This window comes from Vibrio sp. B4-6 (assembly GCF_963888245.1).
Classification (GTDB): domain Bacteria; phylum Pseudomonadota; class Gammaproteobacteria; order Enterobacterales; family Vibrionaceae; genus Vibrio; species Vibrio anguillarum.
On record NZ_CAWPIM010000022.1, the window covers coordinates 181,853 to 203,520 of the forward strand.

The window sequence follows — 21,668 nt, forward strand, 5'->3', positions numbered from 1 at the left end:
GGGGGCTGGGTTGAACCATCCCCCCATTCTTTCTATATGTGAGAAAAGATATGTCAAAAGAATTTAGCCGCACGCAGCGCGTATCCCAACAGCTGCAAAAAGAACTCGCCATGATCATACAACGTGAAGTCCGTGACTCACGCTTAGGTATGGTGACTATTTCAGAAGTCGAAGTGTCACGTGACCTTGCTTATGCAAAAGTGTTTGTGACGTTTCTATGCGTTGGTGAGCAGACCCCAGAAAGCTGCTTAGCTGCGTTAAAAGAGCATGAAGTTCATATCCGCATGATGCTTGGCAAACGTATTCGCTTACGTTTGACACCAGAAATTCGCTTCACTTATGACAATACTTTGGTTGAAGGTATGCGCATGTCCAACTTGGTGACTGAAGTGGTCAGCAATGATAAGCGCAGACAGAAAGATGCAGGGCGTGAAGATGAAGCGTCTGCAGAAGAAGGGAATGAATAGATGGCTCGTCGTCGTAAAGGTCGCCCAATCAACGGGGTAATTTTACTGGATAAGCCAACGGGTATCTCCTCGAATGATGCCTTACAAAAAGTAAAACGTATTTATTTTGCAGAAAAAGCCGGACACACTGGCGCGCTCGATCCTTTGGCAACAGGAATGTTGCCTATTTGCCTTGGTGAAGCGACAAAATTCTCTCAGTTTTTACTTGATTCAGATAAGCGTTATCGAGTCATTGCAAAACTGGGTGAGCGAACCAATACCTCTGATTCAGACGGAGAGGTAGTGGAAACACGCCCTGTCAATGTGCAATTAAATACCCTGCGAGAGTGCATCGAGCGTTTTCGTGGTGAAACCGACCAAATTCCGTCAATGTTTTCTGCACTGAAATATCAAGGCCGTCCTCTATATGAATACGCTCGTGAAGGCATTGATATTCCGCGCGAATCTCGAAAAATCACTGTCTATGATATTGAATTGATTCGTTTCGAAGGTGATGAAGTTGAAATGGATGTGCACTGTTCGAAAGGCACGTATATCCGCACTATCGTGGATGACTTAGGTGAAATGCTTGGTTGTGGCGCACATGTGACCATGCTGCGTCGTACTGCGGTCGCGAAGTACCCATATGAGAAGATGGTGACTTTAGAGCAACTTGATGCATTGCTGCAACAGGCGCTGCGTGATGATGTCGCACCGAAAAATGTGTTGGACTCGTTATTGATGCCAATGGACAGTGCGGTGCAAGATTTGCCGGAAGTTAACCTTATTCCTGAGTTGGCAGACATGGTACAACATGGCCAACCAGTGCAAGTGTTGGGTGTGCCACTTGATGGCACAGTGCGCATGACCATGGGTGAAGAGAAACTCTTTATCGGTGTGGGTGAAATTGACCAAGATGGTCGTGTTGCGCCTAAGCGATTGGTCGTTTTTAGAGACGAAGAGTCGCTTTAAATAGCTATTGCTTAACGTTGGGGATTTCCCTATAATCCCGGCTTCGCGTAGCGGCTGAATCAGAGATTGGCTGCTACACCTTTAAACTTACTCTTATTAGGAGAGCATTATGTCTCTGAATGCAGAAACTAAAGCGGCAATCGTTGCTGAATACGCACGTGGCGAAGGCGACACTGGTTCACCAGAAGTACAAGTAGCACTACTAACTGCTTCTATCAACCACCTACAAGGTCACTTCAAAACTCACAAAGGCGATCACCACAGCCGTCGTGGTCTACTACGCATGGTTTCAAGCCGTCGTAAGCTTCTAGACTACCTAAAAGGTAAAGATTTAGGTCGTTACCAAGACCTAATCAAACGTCTTGAGCTACGTCGCTAAGATCAGTTTGTTCAGAAAAGGGGCTTTTAGCCCCTTTTTTGTTATCTAAATTTGGCACAATCTCTCCTAAGTCGCTATACTACCCGCCGTTAAAGTGTGTTGTATGTACTTTAACGCTTCATACTCATAGCATTACAGTCACCGAAGTCGGCCAGCAGGTCGCGGCTATTAAAAGTAGCGTTCAGATACCAGTGGGAGCGGCAAGCCCAACGCTTTGTTTCCCGTGATATAGAGCCTATTTTTACTAGTCGCGATTCGTAATGTCTTGAGTGTTATTTCATTCAATCTAGAGGCAACTCTAGAGCAAGGATAAACAATGTTTGATAAACCAGTAGTGAAATCATTCCAATACGGTAATCATACCGTCACTCTAGAAACCGGCGTTATCGCACGCCAAGCTACATCGGCTGTTATGGTCACTATGAACGATACCGCGGTATTCGTTTCTGTTGTTGGTAAAAAAGAAGCAGTAGAAGGTCAAGACTTCTTCCCTCTTACTGTTAACTACCAAGAGCGTACTTACGCAGCGGGTAAAATTCCAGGTGGCTTCTTCAAGCGTGAAGGTCGTCCATCAGAAGGCGAAACTTTGACTGCGCGTCTGATTGACCGCCCAATTCGTCCTCTTTTCCCTAATGCATTTAAAAATGAAGTTCAAGTCATCGCGACAGTGATGTCTGTAAACCCAGACGTTCAACCTGATATCGTGACTATGATTGGTACTTCAGCAGCACTTGCTATCTCTGGTATTCCATTCAATGGTCCTATTGGCGCGGCGCGCGTGGGTCACATTGATGGTCAATTAGTGCTTAACCCAAGCATGACCGAGCTTGCTGTATCTCGTCTTGATCTTGTGGTTGCAGGTACAGACAACGCGGTACTGATGGTTGAGTCAGAAGCGGATAACCTAACTGAAGAAGAAATGCTAGCAGCGGTTGTTTACGGCCACGACCAACAACAAGCTGTGATTAAAGCGATCAATGAATTTGCTGCTGAAGTTGCCACTCCAGCTTGGGATTGGGTTGCTCCTCAAGAGAACACAGTACTTAATAGCAAGATCGCTGAACTAGCAGAAGCTAAGCTTGTTGAAGCTTACAAAATCACTGAAAAAATGGCTCGTTACGACCGTATTCATGAAATTGCTGCTGAAGTAAACAAAGTAATTCTTGGTGAAGATCCTGAAGCAAATGCGAAAGAAATCCACACTATCTTCCACGATCTAGAGAAGACGGTTGTACGTCGTAGCATTATTGCTGGCAACCCACGTATTGACGGTCGTGAAAAAGACATGGTTCGTGCGCTAGACGTACGCACTGGTATTCTTCCTCGTACTCACGGTTCTGCACTGTTTACTCGTGGTGAAACTCAGGCAATCGTAACCGCTACTCTTGGTACTCAGCGTGATGCTCAAATCATCGATGAGCTAACAGGTGAGCGTAAAGATAACTTCCTACTACACTACAACTTCCCTCCATACTGTGTGGGCGAAACTGGTTTTGTAGGCTCTCCTAAGCGTCGTGAAATCGGCCACGGTAAACTGGCTAAGCGTGGTATCGCTGCCGTTATGCCTTCAGTGGAAGAGTTCCCATACACAGTTCGTGTCGTATCAGAAATCACAGAATCTAACGGTTCATCTTCAATGGCTTCGGTATGTGGTACTTCTCTTGCTCTGATGGATGCAGGTGTACCAATCAAGTCTTCAGTTGCAGGTATTGCAATGGGTCTTGTTAAAGAAGGCGATGATTTCGTTGTTCTTTCTGACATTCTCGGTGATGAAGATCACCTAGGTGACATGGACTTTAAAGTAGCGGGTACTAACCAAGGTATCACTGCACTGCAAATGGACATTAAGATCGAAGGTATCACCAAAGAGATCATGCAAATTGCGCTAAACCAAGCACAAGGTGCACGTAAGCATATCCTTTCTGTGATGGATCAAGCGATCTCTGGTGCTCGTGCTGAGATTTCTGAATTTGCACCGCGCATTTACACCATGAAGATCAGCTCTGAGAAAATCAAAGACGTGATCGGTAAAGGTGGTGCTGTGATCCGTGCTCTAACTGAAGAGACGGGCACAACCATCGAAATCGAAGATGACGGTACAATCAAGATTGCGGCAACCGATAGCGCTCAAGCTAAAGAAGCGATTCGTCGCATTGAAGAGATCACGGCTGAAGTTGAAGTCGGCGCTATCTATACTGGTAAGGTCGCTCGTCTGGCTGATTTTGGCGCGTTCGTTAACATCCTTCCTGGTAAAGATGGTCTGGTACACATTTCTCAAATCGCGGATCAACGTATCGAAAAAGTGTCTGATTACTTGAAAGAAGGCCAAGAAGTTCAAGTTAAAGTACTTGAAATCGACCGCCAAGGCCGTGTTCGTCTAAGCATGAAAGAAGCGGTAGAGAAACCAGCTGAAGAAGTTGTTGCAGCACCAACGGCTGAATAAGGCCACTTTAAGCTTGAGAAGCACGGCGCTTTAGTCGCCTTTTCAACATAAAGCATGATATAAAGGGAGCGTTATTCGCTCCCTTTTTCATGCCTAGATTAATGCGATACACCCACTTATCTTGGGCTTTGGGGTACACAGGAGTTTTATTTGTGAAATGGTTTCCAACGGCCGCATTGAGTGCTTTGATACTGATAATGTCGGGCTGCGCGTCAACTCAAAATGACAATCAAAGTCAATGGGTATACCCTCCGATGGCAGTGCCATTGCAGTCTTCATTACAGCAACAAGTTCAGATAGCGCGTTTGACGCAACTGCTACAACGTACTGATCTGCCTGATGATGTGCGGGCCAAAATGTTTTATGAGCGTGGTAACAACTACGACAGTGTTGGGCTACGCACTTTAGCACGTTTAGATTTTGAGCAGTCACTCGCGCTTAACCCGGCGCAGCCTGATATCTTTAATTTATTAGGCGTGTATTACACGCAAGTTGCAGAGTTTGATGCCGCTTATGAGGCATTTGATTCGACATTAGAACTTGAACCTGACAATTTTTACGCTGAGCGTAACAGAGCCATCGCACTTTATTACGGCGACCGTACAGAACTTGCGCTGGAAGAGATTCGCGCACATTATCAACATGACCCTAGTGATCCCTTTCGTGCATTGTGGCTATATATTATTCAAAGTGAAAGCGAGCCTTTGCAGGCACGTGTGGATCTCTTCAATCGCTATAAAGTTCGAGATGATCAATGGGGATGGCTCTTGGTTGCGTTAACGCTTAAAGAGATATCGGAAGAGCAAGCTTTTAAGATGATCTTAGAAGAAGGCAGCGGTAATGCGATACAAGCACAGCGTTTAACTGAAGTCTATTTTTATCTCGCTAAGCGTTACCAACAAGAGGGAAATTACGCGCACGCGATCGCCTTGTACAAGCTTGCGTTGTCATTTAACGTCTACGAATATGTTGAGCATCGATACGCTTATCTTGAATTGGGGAAAATTTTCCAGCAAGTAAGAGCCGACTATTTAGCTAAGGCGAAAGCAGAACAGCCAGAGTCTCAGCAATAAATACCTTGCTATATCCTTTCCCTTAAAGCCGCTGACTTTTTCAGCGGTTTTTTTGTTGCTTAACGATCTAAAGATCCATAAAATAGTTAGCCTTGATAACCATTTTGATTTGAAAAACAGTGAAACTAGAAGCTAACTTAGAAAAATTAGAGCGTTTTAGTGCCAAAATCTGGCGTCGGTATAGCAAAGCTGATCCCATTTCACAATTGAGCTTTAATGAATATGATTACCTTAAAGTGATTCAAAGCTTTTCTTTGCCACTGCGCTTAACTGATTTAGCTAATGAGATGGAAGTGAGTAAACCATCGGTATCAAATATGGTTAAAAGGCTTAAAAATAAAGGGTTAGTTCAGACGGCACAATGCCAAGATGATGCGCGTTCTTACCGAGTTTCTCTCACCGATACTGCGCGTGAGCATTTAGCGGATGAAGCGAAAGTGTACGCTGTTGTCGCAGAGCAAGTGACTAAGCATCTCTCGGAAGAAGAAGCACTGTGTTTTAATATGTTGTTATCCAAAGTATTACTTTAATTTACTTATATAGTTAGCTTTGCTAACTATGGTGTCTGTTATGAAAAATTCAATTTACCGCCAATTTTGGCGCTATACCATTCCGACCGTGGCAGCTATGTTAGTCAATGGCTTGTATCAAGTGGTGGATGGTATTTTTATTGGTCATTATGTTGGTGCTGAGGGATTGGCGGGCATTAACGTTGCGTGGCCTATTATTGGCTTTATTTTAGGGCTTGGCATGTTGGTGGGCGTTGGAACTGGTGCTCTGGCTTCGATCAAGCAAGGTGAAGGGAACATGGCGGCAGCCAAGCAAGTGCTTGCTACTGGCCTATTGTTGCTTGTGATGCTAGCTCCCGTGGTGGCGACAATTCTATGGTTTCTTGCGGACGATTTCATTGCGTGGCAAGGCGTTGAAGGACGAGTCTACGAACTTGGCTTGCAATATTTGCAGGTATTAGTGATCGCTTGTGTCTTTACGCTTGGCTCTATTGCGATGCCTTTCTTGTTACGAAACGACGACAGCCCTAATGTAGCCACATTGCTGATGGTGAGTGGTGCGATAATCAATATTCTCTTTGATTATCTGTTTATTGCCGTTTTACATTGGGAACTTACTGGTGCCGCCATAGCAACGGCACTCGCACAATTAAGTGTGACTGTATTAGGTATAGGCTATTTCTTTTCGAAACGTGCCAAGTTGCAGCTGTCACTCTCGGTGATGAGGGTGCAATGGTCGTTGTTACCTAAGATTGTTGCGATTGGTACTTCAAGCTTTTTTATGTATGCCTACGGTTCGATGATGGTGGCGGTGCACAACAGTCTATTTGCTCACTATGGCAGCGCAGTACTTGTTGGGGCATACGCGATATTAGGCTATATCGTCACGGTTTATTACTTAACGGCAGAGGGCATCGCGAATGGTATGCAGCCGTTAGTTAGCTTCAATTATGGTGCCAAAAACTATCTTCATATTAGAAAACTGCTCAAAATTGCAATGAGCATTGCCGTGCTTGGCGGGCTGGGTTTTGTGGTGCTGCTGAACTTGTTTTCCACTCAGGTTGTTGCGGTCTTCAATTCAACTGACCCGCAATTGATGGCAAGCGCTGTACTGGGCTTAAAACTGCATATGTTCGCGCTGTTTTTGGATGGATTTTTAGTTGTCGCCGCCGCCTTTTATCAAGCGACTAATCGCGGCAGTAAGGCGATGTTTGTCACCATTGGTAATATGGCGATCCAACTACCGTTCTTGTATTTGTTACCTAAGTTATATGGCGTGACTGGTGTGTGGATTGCCTTCCCCATTTCCAATATTGCGTTAAGTTTGGTGGTGGGTTTGATGTTGTGGCGAGATTTGCGTGCACTACCTTGTGATAACGCCAAGCAAACCGTGTTCGCTTAACAAGAGCCTCCCCCTTTTCTCTAGGGGGAGGCTACGCTCAGCTTTGTTGAATCGCTAGGCCCGGTAATTGGTGCCAATAGCCGTTACATTGGTGATTGGTTAAAGGGGAGGGATGTTCTCCTTTTTCATTGGCCTTGAACTGCGACAGATGTTCGAATGTCTCAAGACCTAGTGGGCTTAAACGAACGACATCGACCAACCCCGCCATACTTGGCAAATCATTAGCAAGGTTATAGCAATAGCCCGACTGGGTTTGGATACCGTTGAGGTTAAATACCGCTTGGCCTTCTTGGCTGTGAACCTGAATTCCGGTTGGATACTTGATACAGCAAGTCTCACATTCATCCTTCGCACGGTTTTCGGCCCGTGCGGTAAAGCAGCGTGCGGAGTAAGCCAGTGGCAGGTATCCGTGGCTAAAAACTTCTACTTCAAACTGGTTTTTGATACCAAGCTCGTCACATTGTTGCAATACATTGATTAGCCAATCACGGGAGAGTTCAACAGGCATGCACCAACGGATCATCCCTTGCTTTAGGAACAGTTGCAGTGTGCGCGCGTTGTAAGCATTCACGGCGGGCCCAACCACAAAAGGAAGGCGTTTTTCACTAGCGAGTTGAATCGCCGAAACGTCATTGGCTTCAATCGCAAAATCGCCATTCTCAATATACTTTTTCATCACATTGATTTCGCTCGGCGCTTCCAGTAGCGCCATGGTTGAGAGCACAACCTGTTTACCCGCTTGTGAAAGCGCTTTGGCGATCTCAAACCAGTGTTGTGGTTTTATCTCACGTCGCTTGGAGCAGACCGATTCACCCAAATAGATCACATCAGCAGAGCTCTGTATTGCCTGCTGATAAAAATTTTCCACCTCTTGTTTGGGCCAAAAATAGAGTAAAGGGCCTAGCGCATATTTCATTCTCTTCTCCATTCTCTTATTGCCATTGGCGATGGTACGCGCCGAGTGTGGTTTGCGTGCCTTCAGATACGTTGGCTAAGGCGGTGTTCCAAGCCGTTTCTACTTGGTAGGCTTGTGGATTTGCTTGGTAGCGATCAATCGCTGCGCGCCATGTTTTCGTCACTTGCTCCACATATGCAGGGCTACGTTGGCGGCCTTCAATTTTGACGGAAGCAACGTTGGCTGCAAACAGTTCTGGTAATAGTGATAACGTATTTAAACTGGTTGGTTCTTCCAGTGCGTGGTAGCGTTTAGGTTGCCCATCGATCTGCGCTTCAAAACGACCTTTGCACAAGGTTGGGTAGCCTGCATTTTCTCCGGCTGCGTATTTATCAATCAAAATTTCGTTTAAGCGAGATTCCAAACCCGAGTCCGTTTCTTGCCAGCGGACATATTTCGCGGGCGAACAGGCTCCGACAGTATTGGGTGATTCTCCCGTCATATAGGAAGAGAGATAACAGCGCCCTTCAGACATAATGCATAAGCTGCCAAAGGCAAATACTTCAAGTTCGACGTCACTCATCATATTACGTGAGAGCTGTTTGACTTGATGGATTGATAGCACTCGCGGTAACACCACCCGCTTAATATTGAAATTCTGCTTATAAAACTCGATAGCGGCGACGTTGGTGGCGGAGGCTTGCACAGAAAGATGCAGTTCGAGATCTGGATATCGATTAGCGGCATAATCCAATATCGCGATATCGGCGATGATCAACGCATCCACGCCTAAACTGGCGGCATTATCGACGGCGTGAGTCCAACGCTCGAAGCCATTAGGGTGGGCGAAGGTATTTAACGCGACATGAATTTTTTTATGGTGATCATGAACATATTGCACCGCTTTATCTAACTTCTTACCTGCGAAATTAAGGCCAGCAAAGTGGCGAGCATTAGTATCATCTTTGAAGCCGATATAAACCGCATCTGCACCACAATCGATCGCTGTTTTTAGAGCAGGCAGGTTACCTGCAGGACATAAAAGTTCCATTGATCCGTACGATATCTAAGGGAAAGTAGTAGTATTTTATGAAGCATTATGAATAGCAAATTTGATGTAAGGCAGGTTTGGGGCGAATAAACGAGATTTACTTATTTGGGAGTAGAACGATGACGACGATTTTGAACGAATAACTCTTCTACTTCCTGCCTCGGTTGTGGCCGATAAAAATGGAAGCCTTGAATTGAGTTACAGTTGAGATTAGAGAGCAGTGTGGCTTGTTGTTGAGTTTCCACACCTTCGGCAACGACCGTTAAGTTGAGTGATTTTCCTAAATTGATGATGTTTTCAATGACGGTGATTTGTTTAGGAAGCGTATCGATATCCGTTATAAAAGCGCGGTCAATTTTAAGTTCATCAATCGGGAAGCGAGCGAGGTAAGAGAGCGAGGAATACCCCGTACCAAAGTCGTCAATGGACAGCGAAAAGCCCAGTTTTTTGATCGCATTCAACATTTGCAAGGTGTGTTCGCTGTCGCTCATGACGGCACTTTCGGTCAGTTCAAATGTGATGCAGTTTGGATCAAGCTCCGTGGTGCGAAGCAGTTTTTCCATATAATCAATCAACTTCGGGTTACAAAACTGTTCGGGCGATAAATTGATCGCCACGCGACCTGGTAAAATACCTTGCAGCTTCCAGCGTTTTACGGTCGAGAAGACATCACGCATCACCACTCGGCCTAAATGTTCAATCAGCCCAGCTTTTTCCGCGACAGGGATAAAAGCGCCCGGGTTGATATACCCTTCCACAGGGTGTTTCCAGCGCACCAAAGCTTCCGCACCATTGATGCTGAAGTCGCGAGCATTTACTTTCGGTTGATACCACACTTCAAGGCCATTTTGTTGCAGCGCTTTTTGCAGTTCAATTTCAAGCCATAAGCGCATGCGCGCTTCCTTGTTCATTTGATCGTTGAACTTAATCAGACGGTTTCTACCACGATCTTTGGCTTCATACATCGCCGTATCGGCGTTTTGCAACAATACGCGAGCATCGCTACCGTCACCAGGGTAGGCGACACTACCTATGGAGCAGGCTAAGCGTTTACTGAAATGGTGCAGATCAAACGGTTGGTTAATCAAAGAAATGATGCGTTCAGCCAACATTTCAGCGGCGTGACTATTTTCAGGATCAGGCAGTATTAGTCCAAATTCATCGCCGCCAAGGTGGCCCACAATCGCTTGTTGCGGTAGTAAACGTTTTAGCCGTGCTGAGACCTCTTTAATGACTTTATCGCCAATATGATGGCCTAAAGAGTCATTGATGTTTTTGAAGTTATCAATGTCTAAATAGAGCATCACAAGGGGTGTTTCATTTTGAATGAACTGTTCTAAACGTTTAGTGAAACCAAAACGGTTATACAAGTTAGTCAGCGAGTCAATGTGGATATCGGCATGCATAGTCGAAGACAACTGCTTAGGTGCATCTTCTGCATCTTGAATCAAAATCAGTTGTGAGCTGTTGCCCAGCACGACGGTGGCTCCAGCGTGCAGTTGAACTTTACGTTCAAAGCCACACTTTGGTCCAGTGAGGCAGACCAATGGTGCCCCTGCGAGTAATAAACTGAGTGGAGAACTGAATACGGTTTTACTTTTTTCATCGACAAACAAGCGCGATAACTCTTCACCAAGAAGCTCTGAGGTATTTTCAAAACCGAGTAAACGAGCCGATGCGGGGTTAGCAGAGATAATGCAGTCGTCATCGACCAGCAACAATCCATCAGGAAGCAAGCTAGTCAAGGTTGAAAACTTATTTTCCGACTCTTCTAATGAGCGAATGAGGATCTGTTTTTCGGAGGTGTCGATCGCGTGAAACACAATATTTTCGACTTTTTTATCACCCATGATAGGTGATAAAGAGAAATGCAAACTCGTTTCTAAATCGATCTCGTGAAGAGTCAGTTCGGTCTCAAGCGTTTCTCCTTGAAATGCTCGTTCATAATAGGGTTTGAGATGGCGGTAGAAGTGCTCACCCAGAATTTGTGAGTCATTCATTCCAACCAATTCGGTTGTGCTCAGCCCTGCAATATCACAATAACGTTCATTGACCATCACATAGTTATGTTGGTCGTTCAAGATGGCAAAAAAGAACGGACTGTTCGACGTGATTTTTGCAAACCAATGTTGTAAATGTTGCGAAGGCATCAAGCTACTACCACTCTCCAGAGCACTTATATTCATGAGGATGTTACAACGTAAGTAACACATTAACTATAACTTTGATTACTAAGCTAGAAAAGGTTCTCAAACAATGTACGTTTTTTGATGCATCACAGGAATTTGCACCCCCACATCCATTATGATTAGGTACTATGGCATTACAAAGTAACGGATAACGCTCGTGATTCACAAGATTCGTACTCAACTAGTTCAAAACGCCGCTTCAATTTTGCGATCCCCAGTCCACTTCTTACCGCAAGTTGTACAAAAAAAAGCCTTGCTAGAAGGGTTGAAAACTATATTTCATGAGGCTTTGCAAGAAGGTGACTTTGAATTTCTTGATGGGAAATGGTTAAAGGTTTCAATTCGCGATTTGAATTTGAATTGGTATATCAGCTATCAAGCGGAACAACTTGTTGTGTCTGATAAGACGGAAGTGGAAGATGTCAGCTTTAGCGGTAACCTAAATGATATGGTGTTGATTGCTGGTCGAAAAGAAGATCCTGATACGCTGTTCTTTCAACGTCGACTCTCCATTGAAGGGGATACCGAACTGGGGTTAGAGGTGAAGAATCTGATGGACAGTGTTGACCTAGAGCTTTTACCAAAACCGTTCCAGATGTTAATAAATCAGCTAGCAGATTTTGTGCATAAGGGCGTACAATCGCCAGTGACACAAAATGAGGTAATGAATGCTTATTCGAACTGAAGCGCCAGCGGATATCTTAGCGATTGACCGCTTATTAAAATTAGCCTTTGAGACAGATGCTGAAGCTAATTTGGTTATGACATTAAGGGAAAACAGCCATTTGACTCTCTCTTTAGTGGCCTGTGATGATGACGGCGAAGTCGTTGGTCATGTGATGTTTAGCCCAGTCTTACTCAATGGTGAAGACTTAAATTGGCAAGGGCTTGCACCGTTGGCCGTGAAAAAAGAGTGGCGAAATCAAGGTGTCGCCGCCTCGTTGGTAAAAGAGGGGTTAATCTGTTTGGCTGAGTTCGATTATCCAGCTTGTGTGGTTTTGGGTGACCCGGATTATTATCAACGCTTTGGCTTTAAAGAGGCGGCGAAATCTGATTTTCGTTGTCGTTGGGATGTTCCAGCTGGCGCGTTTCAGATCGTTGCATTAGTCGACGGCGAATTGAACGGACGAGCTGGTTTAATTGAGTATTGCCCAGAGTTCAACGATCTTTAATCACCGTATTTCTATTCTTAACAGGGAGCCCAGTGCTCTAATGCCGTTCACTTAAGGTGAGCGGCATTGTATTTTCTAGGGTATCGGCTTGGCTTTTTCTTCACGACTCTAGGGAAGGCTCTTTCTCGTCTTGGCTCAAGTATTAAACTCCCACTCATTGCATAGAAGTTTTGGAGTTGCCTCGGTATGGCTCCCGGTGACGAGTAGGGAAGCCCCACTATTAGGCGCATGATGTGGGCTAAGGCTCCATTGAAGCTAAGTTGGTATGGCAAGTAGTCTCCATTCAACGTATTACACATCTGCACCATTTGATATCTGACTAAGTTGTATGTCAGTAGTATTCCCCAGAGCTCTTGTCTCACGAGCTCTGGGAGTCGGCTTCGCAGTGTAAGGCGGTTACCAAGCATGTATTGTTTTTGCTCTCGGTACCCCAGTTCAATTTCCCAACGGTATTCATATAAACCGACTATATCTGATTTGGGATAAAGCATAGGGTCAACCATTGAGGTGAGAACATCGTATTGCTTCCCCTCTTTGACTCTCGTGATTAAACGTACCACAACCTCTTCTTCTAGCTCTGGCCATTTCTTACGCGCTTGCGGATTACTCTTCAGTTTTATCAGTTTATCTTGTCGGCCAAAAGACTGAACGACTTCATAAATCAGCCCTTTTTTCATCGGGATAAGCCAATGGCGATTGATGCCTTGCGAGCTCCATGCTTGAAGTAAACCTAGGGAGTAAAAGCCTTTGTCGAAGAGCGTTAAGCTGTTATCGGGGGTCGTTTCGATAAGCTGCTCTGCCAGCTTCATTTCATTGACGGTATAAGAGTCAAAAGCACTGCCTGTGATTAAATGGCTGCTCAGCTCCATCTGACAGACCATGCGCACCTGTGGATACTGTGTTTCTTTACCATCCCGATTAGTGGGCTTAGCAAACGCTTCAGCATTGTTTTTCGAGTCTTCTGTTCGCCATAAAACCCAATCAACACCCAGTAACGTAAGTCCGTTCCAGTTTGGTAAGTTAGCCTGTTTGAACCAATGACTTTGCGTACACTCAAAGAGCGCTTTAGCGGCTGACTCACCAAGGTTTTTTCTTCGCTGTGTTAATGCACTTGGAGCAACAAATGGCTTACCTGTGCGGTCAACAATATCGAGCATGTTTACAATGTCAGCCATGGATTTATCATTATAGATAGCCATGCCAACCAGTAACCATGCCATCGACTCTAAAGTGAGCTTTCGTTTTCTTAGAGTAACGGTATCAGTAAGCTCATAAGCACTATTGATGAGCTCAATGGGCAAGAGGTCTGCGAGTGTTTCAACTTGATTGGGTTTATAACTGTTAATGATATCGAGGGCTTGAGAGACGTGCATAAAAAAATCCGATAAACAAGGTCTATCGGATTTTTACATAAAGGTAGGATCATTCAACTGATCTGCCGATTAAAGTCTTAACTGATCGGCATTAGAGCTCAATTGCTCCGTTTTTTTTATCAACTTTGCTTGCTGCCTTCAGGCGCGACTGGATCATGCCTAACTTCTACCTGATTGGATGAATTCGGTTGCCACTCCTCACACTCACCTTGGCACTCGCAAACTTGATTTAATATATGGATTAACCTTTCTTGTGTTAAAGGCAAAGGGTTACCTTTAATCGCGACCGACTTTAAAGCATCTAACGCCACGCGCTCAAACGACGTATTGCACACACCAAACTGGTTGAGTTTAGGCAGTTGCAACTTATCTAACATCATTTTCACCCACAGCACGCCATCTTCAACGTGAACATTTGTTCTGCCAGTCACGATTTGAGCGATTTTTTTATAACGTGTAAGTACATCATTTCGCCCTGCTTTTTGCGCTGCTCGAATGTTTTCTCGCATAACATGAGGGGCCAAACGCGCCGTGATCACGCTGTGTGGAGCATCAAGTTTTCCTCCCAATGCTGATGCCAAGCCATGTGCAGCGCCAAGCTTTGCATTGGTAATTGCCATTCCTCCAAGCATTGCTGCAAAAGAGAGATCCGCTCGCGCTTTATGATCATCTTTTCGACACGCTGGCAATATAGAACGACTGAGTTTGCGCAACCCCTCTTCACACACCATATCGGTGAGTGGATTGGGTTCACCACACACATAGGCTTCCATTAAATGCGTAAAAGCATCCATTGCGCCTCTGCCAGAGGTGTAACTGTCGGTACCATAGGTCAACGTGGGGTCAACAATCGCAACATCTGCCAGCATATCTGGGCTGCGCAAGCTTACTTTTACTTTGTCTTGTCCCGATTTCAACACAGCATTACGCGTGACTTCGGATCCCGTACTGGCGGTGGTTGGAATAGCAATAAATGGCAACGGTTTTGTCTTTAACGGCACATTTCGGCCAACCACTTCCACATAATCATAAACGTTACCTTGGTTAGGAATGATTGCCGCGAGTGCCTTGCCCATATCAATCACACTACCGCCACCAATAGCAACGACCATATCCGGTTGAAAACGTCGGCCTAAAATGGCCGTTTCCTCCACCATGGTAATATTAGGTTCACCAACAATAGCTACATGCTGATAGCGCATATTCTGCATTTTCAGGTATTGAACAATAGGGGAAGCTCGTTGTTGTTCTTTTCCCGAAACCAGCAGTACGCTATAGCCATATTGGTTGAGAACAGAAAGTGAATTCAATAACGCTCCTTCTCCAAAAATGATCCGCGTCGCCGTCATAAATTGGAACATGAATAACTCCCTTTTCTCTCATCTAGATTAGCTCTGTTTAGAGTGCACCTATCGTTAAAAAAATTTTTTGATGCAGTGCAATGTGGAGCAAATAACCATATAAAAAACACAAGTTTATGCGGCATGTCACAGCCAAGCCATTATTGATCTATTCCCAACACCATCGAGAGGTAAGCTTGCTTTGATTAAGGAATAAGCAATAGCTTTTACCTATTGAAGTAACTGGTGAATGCCACTTTATTTCCGACCTTGAATCGGGCATAGTTGCATGCAACAAGAATGAAGGAGAAAGCTATGTTCGTTGTTATTTTTGGCCGCCCTGGTTGCCCCTACTGTGTTCGCGCAAAAGAACACGCTGAAACATTGAAATTAAAACGCGATGATTTTAACTATCGTTATGTCGATATTCACGCGGAAGGCATCAGCAAAGCTGATTTAGAAAAGACAGTGGGTAAACCGGTTGAAACTGTGCCACAAATCTTTATTGATCAAGAACACATCGGTGGTTGCACTGATTTCGAAGCTTATGCGAAAGAACATTTAGGCTTATTCGACGAATAAAACCAAGAAACATAAAAACCCGCTGATTTTTAGCGGGTTTTTGCTATTTATAGATAAATGGCTCTTTCTCTCAAATTAGGTCAATGAAATGTCAATTGTCACAAATTTCACTTATCTTTTTGCAATATTCAGATACAATTCCCACACTTTACCTACCCCACTTGGCACACATAACGAGTTGAGCCGTGAATATCGACGTCGTACTTTTGCTTGATCAGAACCCTATTCTTCTTATTTTTGTTGTCTTAGCGATTGGCCTTGGTTTTGGCAAAATTCGTTTTGGTAGCTTACAACTGGGCAACTCTATTGGGGTGTTAATTACATCACTCATCATGGGGCACCTTGGTTTTTCCTTCAATGCTGAAGCCTTAACCATAGGTTTCATGCTGTTCATCTATTGTGTCGGCATTGAAGCTGGCCCTAACTTTTTTGGCATATTTTTCCGTGACGGAAAACATTATCTCATCTTAAGTTTAGTGGTGCTCATTACCGCCACTTGGATCACCTATTTTGGCAGTTATTATCTCGGCCTCGATTTTGGCTTAGCTGCTGGTATGATGGCAGGCGCATTAACCTCCACCCCCGTATTAGTAGGCGCACAAGATGCGTTAAACTCCGGGCTAGCCACCATTCCAAGAAATATGGATTTATCCCTTATTTTAGATAATGTTTCGGTGGGTTATGCGATGGCTTATCTAATTGGCCTTATCAGCATGATCATGTTTGCCAAGTTACTGCCTAAGCTGCAAAAACAAAACCTCTCTGATTCTGCTCAACAGATTGCTCAAGAGCGTGGTTTGGGTGGTAGCGGTCAACGCAAAGTCTATTTACCCATCATCCGTGCCTATCGTGTTGGTCAAGAGTTGATCAACTGGATTGATGGGCGCAATTTACGTGAGCTTGGTATTTATCGTCAAACGGGTTGTTATATTGAACGCATTCGACGTAATGGCATTCTTGCCCATCCTGACGGTGACGCCATCTTGCAAGAAGGGGATGAAATTGCACTGGTCGGCTTCCCTGACAGCCATGCAAGGCTAGACCCTAGCTTTCGAAATGGCAAAGAGGTGTTTGATCGCAACTTACTTGATTTGCGCATCTCTGAAGAGGAAATCGTCGTAAAAAGTGACAGTATTGCCGGTAAACGCCTATCGGATCTGAATTTATCCGAATATGGTTGTTTCCTGAACCGAGTGATACGCGCACAAATTGAAATGCCAATGGACTTAGACATTGTGCTTGCCAAAGGCGATGTATTGCAAGTCAGTGGTGAAAAAAGCCGTGTTCAAGGCTTGGCCGATAAAATCGGTTTCATCTCTATCCATAGTCAAATGGCCGATTTACTCGCTTTTTGTAGCTTCTTTATTCTCGGCATTTTATTTGGTTTGATCACCATGACCTTTGGACAAGTCTCCTTCGGTTTAGGCAACGCGGTTGGGCTACTGCTTTCTGGCATTATGCTTGGTTTTTTACGAGCCAACCACCCCACTTTCGGCTATGTACCGCAAGGGGCATTAAATATGGTGAAAGACCTAGGTTTGATGTTCTTTATGGTAGGCATTGGCTTAAGTGCTGGCGGGAAAATGTTCCAGCACCTCTCAGAAGTGGGCGTACAAGTGATCGGCCTTGCATTTTTAGTCAGCGTGGTGCCAGTCGTCTTTGCCTATTTGGTCGGTGCGTACATTTTGAAAATGAACCGCGCGCTTCTATTTGGTGCGATTATCGGGGCACGAACTTGCGCACCAGCGATGGATATCGTTAACGACTACGCAAAATCGACCATTCCCGCATTGGGTTATGCCGGCACCTATGCTATCGCCAATATACTGATGACACTGACAGGAACTATTTTAATTTTACTCAGCTAAACCTAATAATCCTCAGTGCTACTCGCCCAAAGTCACATGTGTGGCTTTTGGCGAGCCATCGCCCCTCTATTTACTTCGCTTTTATCTCAATGTTTGCCGCTTTATCGGCTCAGAACTGCATCTTTTCTCCTGAATTCAACTCACCACTGCTTAATTTTCCAAACGAAAGGCAATCGTTTGCTTTTTATCTGGCAGCAGAAAATAGTTCTGGTATGATGCGCACAGTTTATCGATATCCTTACTAGCGTTGAGCTAAGCGATATCTTCTCTGTATGACGTTTGAAAAAGATAGGAATGTCTAAATGAGCCTTGCTGATCAAATCCTTGCCGTCAATGACGACCTCCCAATTCGCACTCACCAACCTGTTCATAGCGGCAAAGTTCGCTCTGTTTATTGGCTAACTCCAGAAGATAGCCAGCGTTTGATCAAAGAAAAAGGTTACAACGTTGCTCCTGATGCACCTTTAGCCATTATGGTAATCAGTGACCGTATTTCTGCTTTTGATTGTATCTGGCATGCCGAAGGTGGCATCAAAGGTGTACCGGGTAAGGGCGCGGCATTGAACGCGATTTCAAACCACTGGTTTAAGCTATTTCAAGAGAACGGGTTAGCCGATAGCCATATTTTAGATATTCCCCATCCTTTTGTATGGATTGTGCAAAAAGCCAAGCCAATCAAAATTGAAGCGATTTGTCGCCAGTATATTACCGGTTCAATGTGGCGTGCTTACGAAAAAGGTGAACGAGATTTTTGTGGTATTCAATTACCAGAAAGCTTGCAGAAAGATAAAAAACTGCCAGAACTGCTCATTACACCATCAACCAAAGGCATCTTAAAAGGCATTCCCGGTGTTCCAGAAACCGATGATGTCAATATCTCACGTCATAATATTGAAGAGAATTTTGCCGCTTTTAACTTCAGTCGTGTCGAAGATATTGCCTTGTACGAAAAGCTATTAAAAGAAGGCTTCAGCGTCATTAGCCATGCACTCTGCCAAGTAGAGCAAATTTTCGTCGATACCAAGTTTGAGTTTGGTTATGTCACCGATGCCAACGGCGTTGAGAAACTCATTTATATGGATGAAGTAGGTACGCCGGACTCTTCTCGCATCTGGGACAGCGCTTCCTATCAGCAAGGACGTATTGTGGAAAATTCGAAAGAAGGTTTTCGTCAATTCTTGCTCAACTACTTCCCTGACCCAGATATTTTACTCAACAAAGAACGGATGGCTGAGCGAGAAGCGCTTGCACGTGATAATGCGCTGCCTTTGGCTGCATTAATGGATATTTCCAACACCTATCTTGCGATTGCAGAGAAAATTGTTGGCCAACCGATCGTATTAAGCCAAAACCCAAAGCAAGAGATCATTACGATCCTGCGTTCTCAATATGGCTTGATTGACTAGTACTCAAAACAATAACGGGACATTAAATATGCCCCGTTATCTGTTTATCCCCTTACAGGGTGATAATAAATTCGTCTGGTTTTGTATTTTTTATCAAAGATTGGCTTTTATTTTGAATCAATTGGATCTGTTCAGAATCCAATGCATACGGCATTACTAATTTTAGCTCTTCAATCCCCTCTAATTTCGCCAATCTCACCAGTGAAATTAAATTCGCTTCATCACTACGGCGTGTTGATAACGACTTCAACGCCATTTCCCATAGGCGATCCTCTGGGCTTGATAATTCTTTAATGCTGTCTTTCCATACCGTACCAAAAATCGGTGCAAATGACGTCATGGCTTCGAGGAATGTCCATTTCTTATTACATGACGCGCCAAGAAATGTAGTGTAATCAAACACCACCCGTGTCCTTTCTTGTGTATTCATTTTGTCCCCCGACAAATTGGCAGCACACTGTACTCAATATCATCCATGATTGTTCATATAGCAATAGGATATAAAAAAACAGTCTTTTATTCCTTAAAATCAAATGGATTGGCTATATCAAAACCAGGTTTGTAACAAGGCATAAACAGACTTACTGACATATGTGTCTGATTGATTAATATTTCAAACCGTGAACAAAAAGTCGCTTTATCACTTAAAGTGATCATCGCTCAACACTACTTTTGAAATCTCTGCTTAAGGAGACCAATAGACAAAAATGTGTACATTGATGCCCTCAGCAATTAACACGAAGAATTCTACCGTTTTTATCTGCATTCTTCAGTATTCTGTGCCATGTGTCGCCGCTCGTCTATTTACAATCTCATGAGTAAACCGTTATCATTTTTGAGTTCCCTTCTACCCTAAAATAGGCCGACAATGAATAATGATAAACGCCCTCTTTATATTCCCTATGCGGGCCCCGCTCTACTCAGCACGCCTTTGCTCAATAAAGGCAGTGCATTTTGTGCTGAAGAGCGCAGTTCCTTCAACTTAGAAGGCCTGCTTCCTGAAACGACGGAAACGATACAAGAACAAGTTGTTCGCGCATACCAACAATACTGCAGCTTTGAAAGTGATATGGATAAGCATATCTATCTGCGTAATATTCAAGATACTAACGAAACCTTATTCTATCGTTTAGTACAAAACCACATCACTGAGATGATGCCCATCATCTACACACCAACGGTGGGTGCCGCGTGTGAAAACTTTTCAAATATTTATCGTCGCGGCCGCGGTCTGTTCATTTCCTTTCCGAATCGAGATCGCATCGATGATTTACTCAATAATGCAGCGAACCATAACGTAAAAGTTATCGTAGTGACCGATGGTGAACGCATTCTCGGCTTGGGTGACCAAGGAATTGGCGGAATGGGTATTCCTATCGGCAAACTGGCACTTTATACCGCATGTGGTGGTATTAGCCCTGCTTATACTTTACCGGTCGTGCTCGATGTTGGAACCAATAACCCACAGCGCTTGGCTGACCCGATGTACATGGGCTGGCGTCACCCTCGGATTACCGGGGCCGAATATGATGCATTTGTAGAAGAGTTCATCCAAGCGGTGCAACGTCGCTGGCCTGATGCACTGATCCAATTTGAAGATTTTGCACAAAAGAACGCAATGCCACTATTAGAGCGTTATAAAAACCGTATTTGTTGTTTTAACGATGACATTCAAGGCACTGCGGCGGTGACTGTAGGTTCGCTATTGGCCGCATGCAAAGCCGCGGGCAGTCAACTCTCCGAGCAACGTATCGCTTTTCTTGGTGCGGGCTCTGCAGGCTGTGGTATTGCCGAAGCAATCATCGCGCAAATGGTGTCAGAAGGTATTTCAGATGCTCAAGCTCGTTCTCAAGTCTATATGGTTGACCGCTGGGGCCTGCTGCAAGAAGGAATGCCTAACCTACTTGATTTCCAACAGCGCCTCGTGCAAAAAAACAAAGACACACATGATTGGAACACAGAAGGTAATGGTTTCTCATTATTGGAAGTAATGAAAAATGGCAAACCAACGGTGTTGGTCGGTGTTTCTGGGGCTCCGGGATTATTCAGTGAAGAGATTATCACTGAGATGCACAAACACTGCCCACGCCCGATTATTTTCCCACTATCGAACCCAACCAGCCGTGTTGAAGCGACCCCCAATGACATTATCCGTTGGACCAACGGTGAAGCACTCGTCGCCACAGGCAGCCCGTTCGATCCCGTGTTGCATAACGGTAAAACCTACCCAATTGCACAATGCAACAATAGCTATATTTTCCCTGGTATCGGCTTAGGCGTACTGGCGGTCAATGCGCGTCGAGTTACTGATGAGATGCTGATGGAATCAAGCCGCGCACTCGCCAACTGTTCACCTCTGGCGCTTAATGGGCATGGTGCGTTACTTCCACCACTGGAAGCCATTCACTCCGTTTCCAAGAAAATTGCGTTTGCGGTAGCGAAAAAAGCAATTGAGCAAGGCGTTGCACTGGAGATCCCAGATGATGTGTTAGAAACCGCCATTGAGCAGCATTTTTGGCAGCCAGTATACCGCCGCTACAAACGCACTGCTTTCTAAGCTACTACTCT

The 21,668-nt window shown here is 44.6% G+C and carries 19 protein-coding genes; 13 read left to right on the forward strand and 6 right to left on the reverse strand.

Annotated features, from left to right (window positions below; all coding sequences use genetic code 11):
* Positions 1 to 50: 50 nt before the first annotated feature.
* The 7 genes from rbfA to AACV20_RS07605 all read left to right on the forward strand — a co-directional run bounded on the left by rbfA (position 51) and on the right by AACV20_RS07605 (position 7,224).
* Complete coding sequence (rbfA, locus tag AACV20_RS07575) at positions 51 to 467, forward strand: 30S ribosome-binding factor RbfA (protein WP_026028089.1); 417 nt, start codon at positions 51 to 53, stop codon at positions 465 to 467.
* Positions 468 to 1,418 (forward strand): tRNA pseudouridine(55) synthase TruB, encoded by a 951-nt coding sequence (truB, locus tag AACV20_RS07580; RefSeq protein WP_013857615.1) that lies wholly within the window; start codon positions 468 to 470, stop codon positions 1,416 to 1,418. It abuts the gene before it with no gap.
* A gap of 109 nt (positions 1,419 to 1,527) precedes the next feature.
* Complete coding sequence (gene rpsO / locus AACV20_RS07585) at positions 1,528 to 1,797, forward strand: 30S ribosomal protein S15 (RefSeq protein WP_010318921.1); 270 nt, start codon at positions 1,528 to 1,530, stop codon at positions 1,795 to 1,797.
* 316 nt (positions 1,798 to 2,113) lie between these two features.
* Complete coding sequence (gene pnp / locus AACV20_RS07590) at positions 2,114 to 4,240, forward strand: polyribonucleotide nucleotidyltransferase (protein WP_170907064.1); 2,127 nt, start codon at positions 2,114 to 2,116, stop codon at positions 4,238 to 4,240.
* A 152-nt stretch (positions 4,241 to 4,392) separates the two neighbouring features.
* Positions 4,393 to 5,313 carry a lipoprotein NlpI gene (gene nlpI / locus AACV20_RS07595; protein WP_026029106.1) on the forward strand — a complete coding sequence of 307 codons (921 nt, stop codon included), beginning with the start codon at positions 4,393 to 4,395 and terminating at the stop codon, positions 5,311 to 5,313.
* Between the two features lie 119 nt (positions 5,314 to 5,432).
* On the forward strand, positions 5,433 to 5,843 hold the full coding sequence (locus tag AACV20_RS07600) for a MarR family winged helix-turn-helix transcriptional regulator (protein ID WP_170907065.1): 411 nt from the start codon (positions 5,433 to 5,435) through the stop codon (positions 5,841 to 5,843).
* Between the two features lie 40 nt (positions 5,844 to 5,883).
* Positions 5,884 to 7,224, forward strand: coding sequence for an MATE family efflux transporter (locus AACV20_RS07605; RefSeq protein ID WP_170907066.1), 1,341 nt, complete (start codon positions 5,884 to 5,886; stop codon positions 7,222 to 7,224).
* A gap of 37 nt (positions 7,225 to 7,261) precedes the next feature.
* Here the strand turns inward: AACV20_RS07605 and AACV20_RS07610 are convergent, their stop codons facing one another.
* From AACV20_RS07610 to AACV20_RS07620, 3 genes are all read right to left on the reverse strand, one after another.
* On the reverse strand, positions 7,262 to 8,140 hold the full coding sequence (locus AACV20_RS07610) for a U32 family peptidase (protein ID WP_010318916.1): 879 nt from the start codon (positions 8,138 to 8,140) through the stop codon (positions 7,262 to 7,264).
* A gap of 16 nt (positions 8,141 to 8,156) precedes the next feature.
* Positions 8,157 to 9,170, reverse strand: a complete 1,014-nt coding sequence (gene ubiU, locus AACV20_RS07615; protein ID WP_170907067.1) for a ubiquinone anaerobic biosynthesis protein UbiU — start codon at positions 9,168 to 9,170, stop codon at positions 8,157 to 8,159.
* Between the two features lie 101 nt (positions 9,171 to 9,271).
* Complete coding sequence (locus AACV20_RS07620) at positions 9,272 to 11,320, reverse strand: bifunctional diguanylate cyclase/phosphodiesterase (RefSeq protein WP_170907158.1); 2,049 nt, start codon at positions 11,318 to 11,320, stop codon at positions 9,272 to 9,274.
* 196 nt (positions 11,321 to 11,516) lie between these two features.
* On the opposite strand from AACV20_RS07620, the gene ubiT reads away from it, so the two are divergent.
* Both ubiT and AACV20_RS07630 read left to right on the forward strand, forming a co-directional pair.
* Positions 11,517 to 12,044, forward strand: a complete 528-nt coding sequence (gene ubiT / locus AACV20_RS07625) for a ubiquinone anaerobic biosynthesis accessory factor UbiT (RefSeq protein ID WP_010318913.1) — start codon at positions 11,517 to 11,519, stop codon at positions 12,042 to 12,044.
* Positions 12,028 to 12,531: a GNAT family N-acetyltransferase gene (locus AACV20_RS07630; RefSeq protein WP_170907068.1), complete on the forward strand. Its 504-nt coding sequence runs from the start codon at positions 12,028 to 12,030 to the stop codon at positions 12,529 to 12,531. Before ubiT ends, AACV20_RS07630 begins: the two co-directional genes overlap by 17 nt.
* Before the next feature lie 47 nt (positions 12,532 to 12,578).
* On the opposite strand, the gene AACV20_RS07635 is transcribed toward AACV20_RS07630, so the two are convergent.
* Both AACV20_RS07635 and AACV20_RS07640 read right to left on the reverse strand, forming a co-directional pair.
* Positions 12,579 to 13,904 carry an IS4 family transposase gene (locus AACV20_RS07635; RefSeq protein WP_170907069.1) on the reverse strand — a complete coding sequence of 442 codons (1,326 nt, stop codon included), beginning with the start codon at positions 13,902 to 13,904 and terminating at the stop codon, positions 12,579 to 12,581.
* 119 nt (positions 13,905 to 14,023) lie between these two features.
* Positions 14,024 to 15,265 carry an iron-containing alcohol dehydrogenase gene (locus AACV20_RS07640; protein WP_017044634.1) on the reverse strand — a complete coding sequence of 414 codons (1,242 nt, stop codon included), beginning with the start codon at positions 15,263 to 15,265 and terminating at the stop codon, positions 14,024 to 14,026.
* A 294-nt stretch (positions 15,266 to 15,559) separates the two neighbouring features.
* Between AACV20_RS07640 and AACV20_RS07645 the strand changes: the two genes are divergently transcribed.
* From AACV20_RS07645 to AACV20_RS07655, 3 genes are all read left to right on the forward strand, one after another.
* Positions 15,560 to 15,826: a GrxA family glutaredoxin gene (locus AACV20_RS07645; protein ID WP_010320195.1), complete on the forward strand. Its 267-nt coding sequence runs from the start codon at positions 15,560 to 15,562 to the stop codon at positions 15,824 to 15,826.
* Positions 15,827 to 16,011: 185 nt separating this feature from the next.
* Complete coding sequence (locus AACV20_RS07650) at positions 16,012 to 17,694, forward strand: aspartate:alanine antiporter (protein ID WP_013857120.1); 1,683 nt, start codon at positions 16,012 to 16,014, stop codon at positions 17,692 to 17,694.
* Positions 17,695 to 17,996: 302 nt separating this feature from the next.
* Complete coding sequence (locus AACV20_RS07655) at positions 17,997 to 19,100, forward strand: phosphoribosylaminoimidazolesuccinocarboxamide synthase (RefSeq protein ID WP_170907070.1); 1,104 nt, start codon at positions 17,997 to 17,999, stop codon at positions 19,098 to 19,100.
* Positions 19,101 to 19,152: 52 nt separating this feature from the next.
* On the opposite strand, the gene AACV20_RS07660 is transcribed toward AACV20_RS07655, so the two are convergent.
* Positions 19,153 to 19,530, reverse strand: a complete 378-nt coding sequence (locus tag AACV20_RS07660; RefSeq protein ID WP_026028825.1) for a hypothetical protein — start codon at positions 19,528 to 19,530, stop codon at positions 19,153 to 19,155.
* A 438-nt stretch (positions 19,531 to 19,968) separates the two neighbouring features.
* Here AACV20_RS07660 and AACV20_RS07665 point away from each other — a divergent pair, with 438 nt between their 5' ends.
* Positions 19,969 to 21,657, forward strand: a complete 1,689-nt coding sequence (locus AACV20_RS07665) for an NAD-dependent malic enzyme (protein ID WP_013857124.1) — start codon at positions 19,969 to 19,971, stop codon at positions 21,655 to 21,657.
* Positions 21,658 to 21,668: the final 11 nt, after the last annotated feature.

Excerpts from the sequence above, each read along its gene's own strand:
- AACV20_RS07665 (WP_013857124.1), top strand. The coding sequence starts at position 19,969 with ATGAATAATGATAAACGCCCTCTTTATATTCCCTATGCGGGCCCCGCT.
- AACV20_RS07645 (WP_010320195.1), top strand. The coding sequence starts at position 15,560 with ATGTTCGTTGTTATTTTTGGCCGCCCTGGTTGCCCCTACTGTGTTCGC.
- AACV20_RS07635 (WP_170907069.1), bottom strand. The coding sequence starts at position 13,904 with ATGCACGTCTCTCAAGCCCTCGATATCATTAACAGTTATAAACCCAAT.
- AACV20_RS07605 (WP_170907066.1), top strand. The coding sequence starts at position 5,884 with ATGAAAAATTCAATTTACCGCCAATTTTGGCGCTATACCATTCCGACC.
- AACV20_RS07660 (WP_026028825.1), bottom strand. The coding sequence starts at position 19,530 with ATGAATACACAAGAAAGGACACGGGTGGTGTTTGATTACACTACATTT.
- AACV20_RS07655 (WP_170907070.1), top strand. The coding sequence starts at position 17,997 with ATGAGCCTTGCTGATCAAATCCTTGCCGTCAATGACGACCTCCCAATT.
- AACV20_RS07620 (WP_170907158.1), bottom strand. The coding sequence starts at position 11,320 with ATGCCTTCGCAACATTTACAACATTGGTTTGCAAAAATCACGTCGAAC.
- AACV20_RS07610 (WP_010318916.1), bottom strand. The coding sequence starts at position 8,140 with ATGAAATATGCGCTAGGCCCTTTACTCTATTTTTGGCCCAAACAAGAG.
- rpsO (WP_010318921.1), top strand. The coding sequence starts at position 1,528 with ATGTCTCTGAATGCAGAAACTAAAGCGGCAATCGTTGCTGAATACGCA.
- pnp (WP_170907064.1), top strand. The coding sequence starts at position 2,114 with ATGTTTGATAAACCAGTAGTGAAATCATTCCAATACGGTAATCATACC.
- rbfA (WP_026028089.1), top strand. The coding sequence starts at position 51 with ATGTCAAAAGAATTTAGCCGCACGCAGCGCGTATCCCAACAGCTGCAA.
- AACV20_RS07640 (WP_017044634.1), bottom strand. The coding sequence starts at position 15,265 with ATGTTCCAATTTATGACGGCGACGCGGATCATTTTTGGAGAAGGAGCG.
- ubiU (WP_170907067.1), bottom strand. The coding sequence starts at position 9,170 with ATGGAACTTTTATGTCCTGCAGGTAACCTGCCTGCTCTAAAAACAGCG.
- AACV20_RS07630 (WP_170907068.1), top strand. The coding sequence starts at position 12,028 with ATGCTTATTCGAACTGAAGCGCCAGCGGATATCTTAGCGATTGACCGC.
- truB (WP_013857615.1), top strand. The coding sequence starts at position 468 with ATGGCTCGTCGTCGTAAAGGTCGCCCAATCAACGGGGTAATTTTACTG.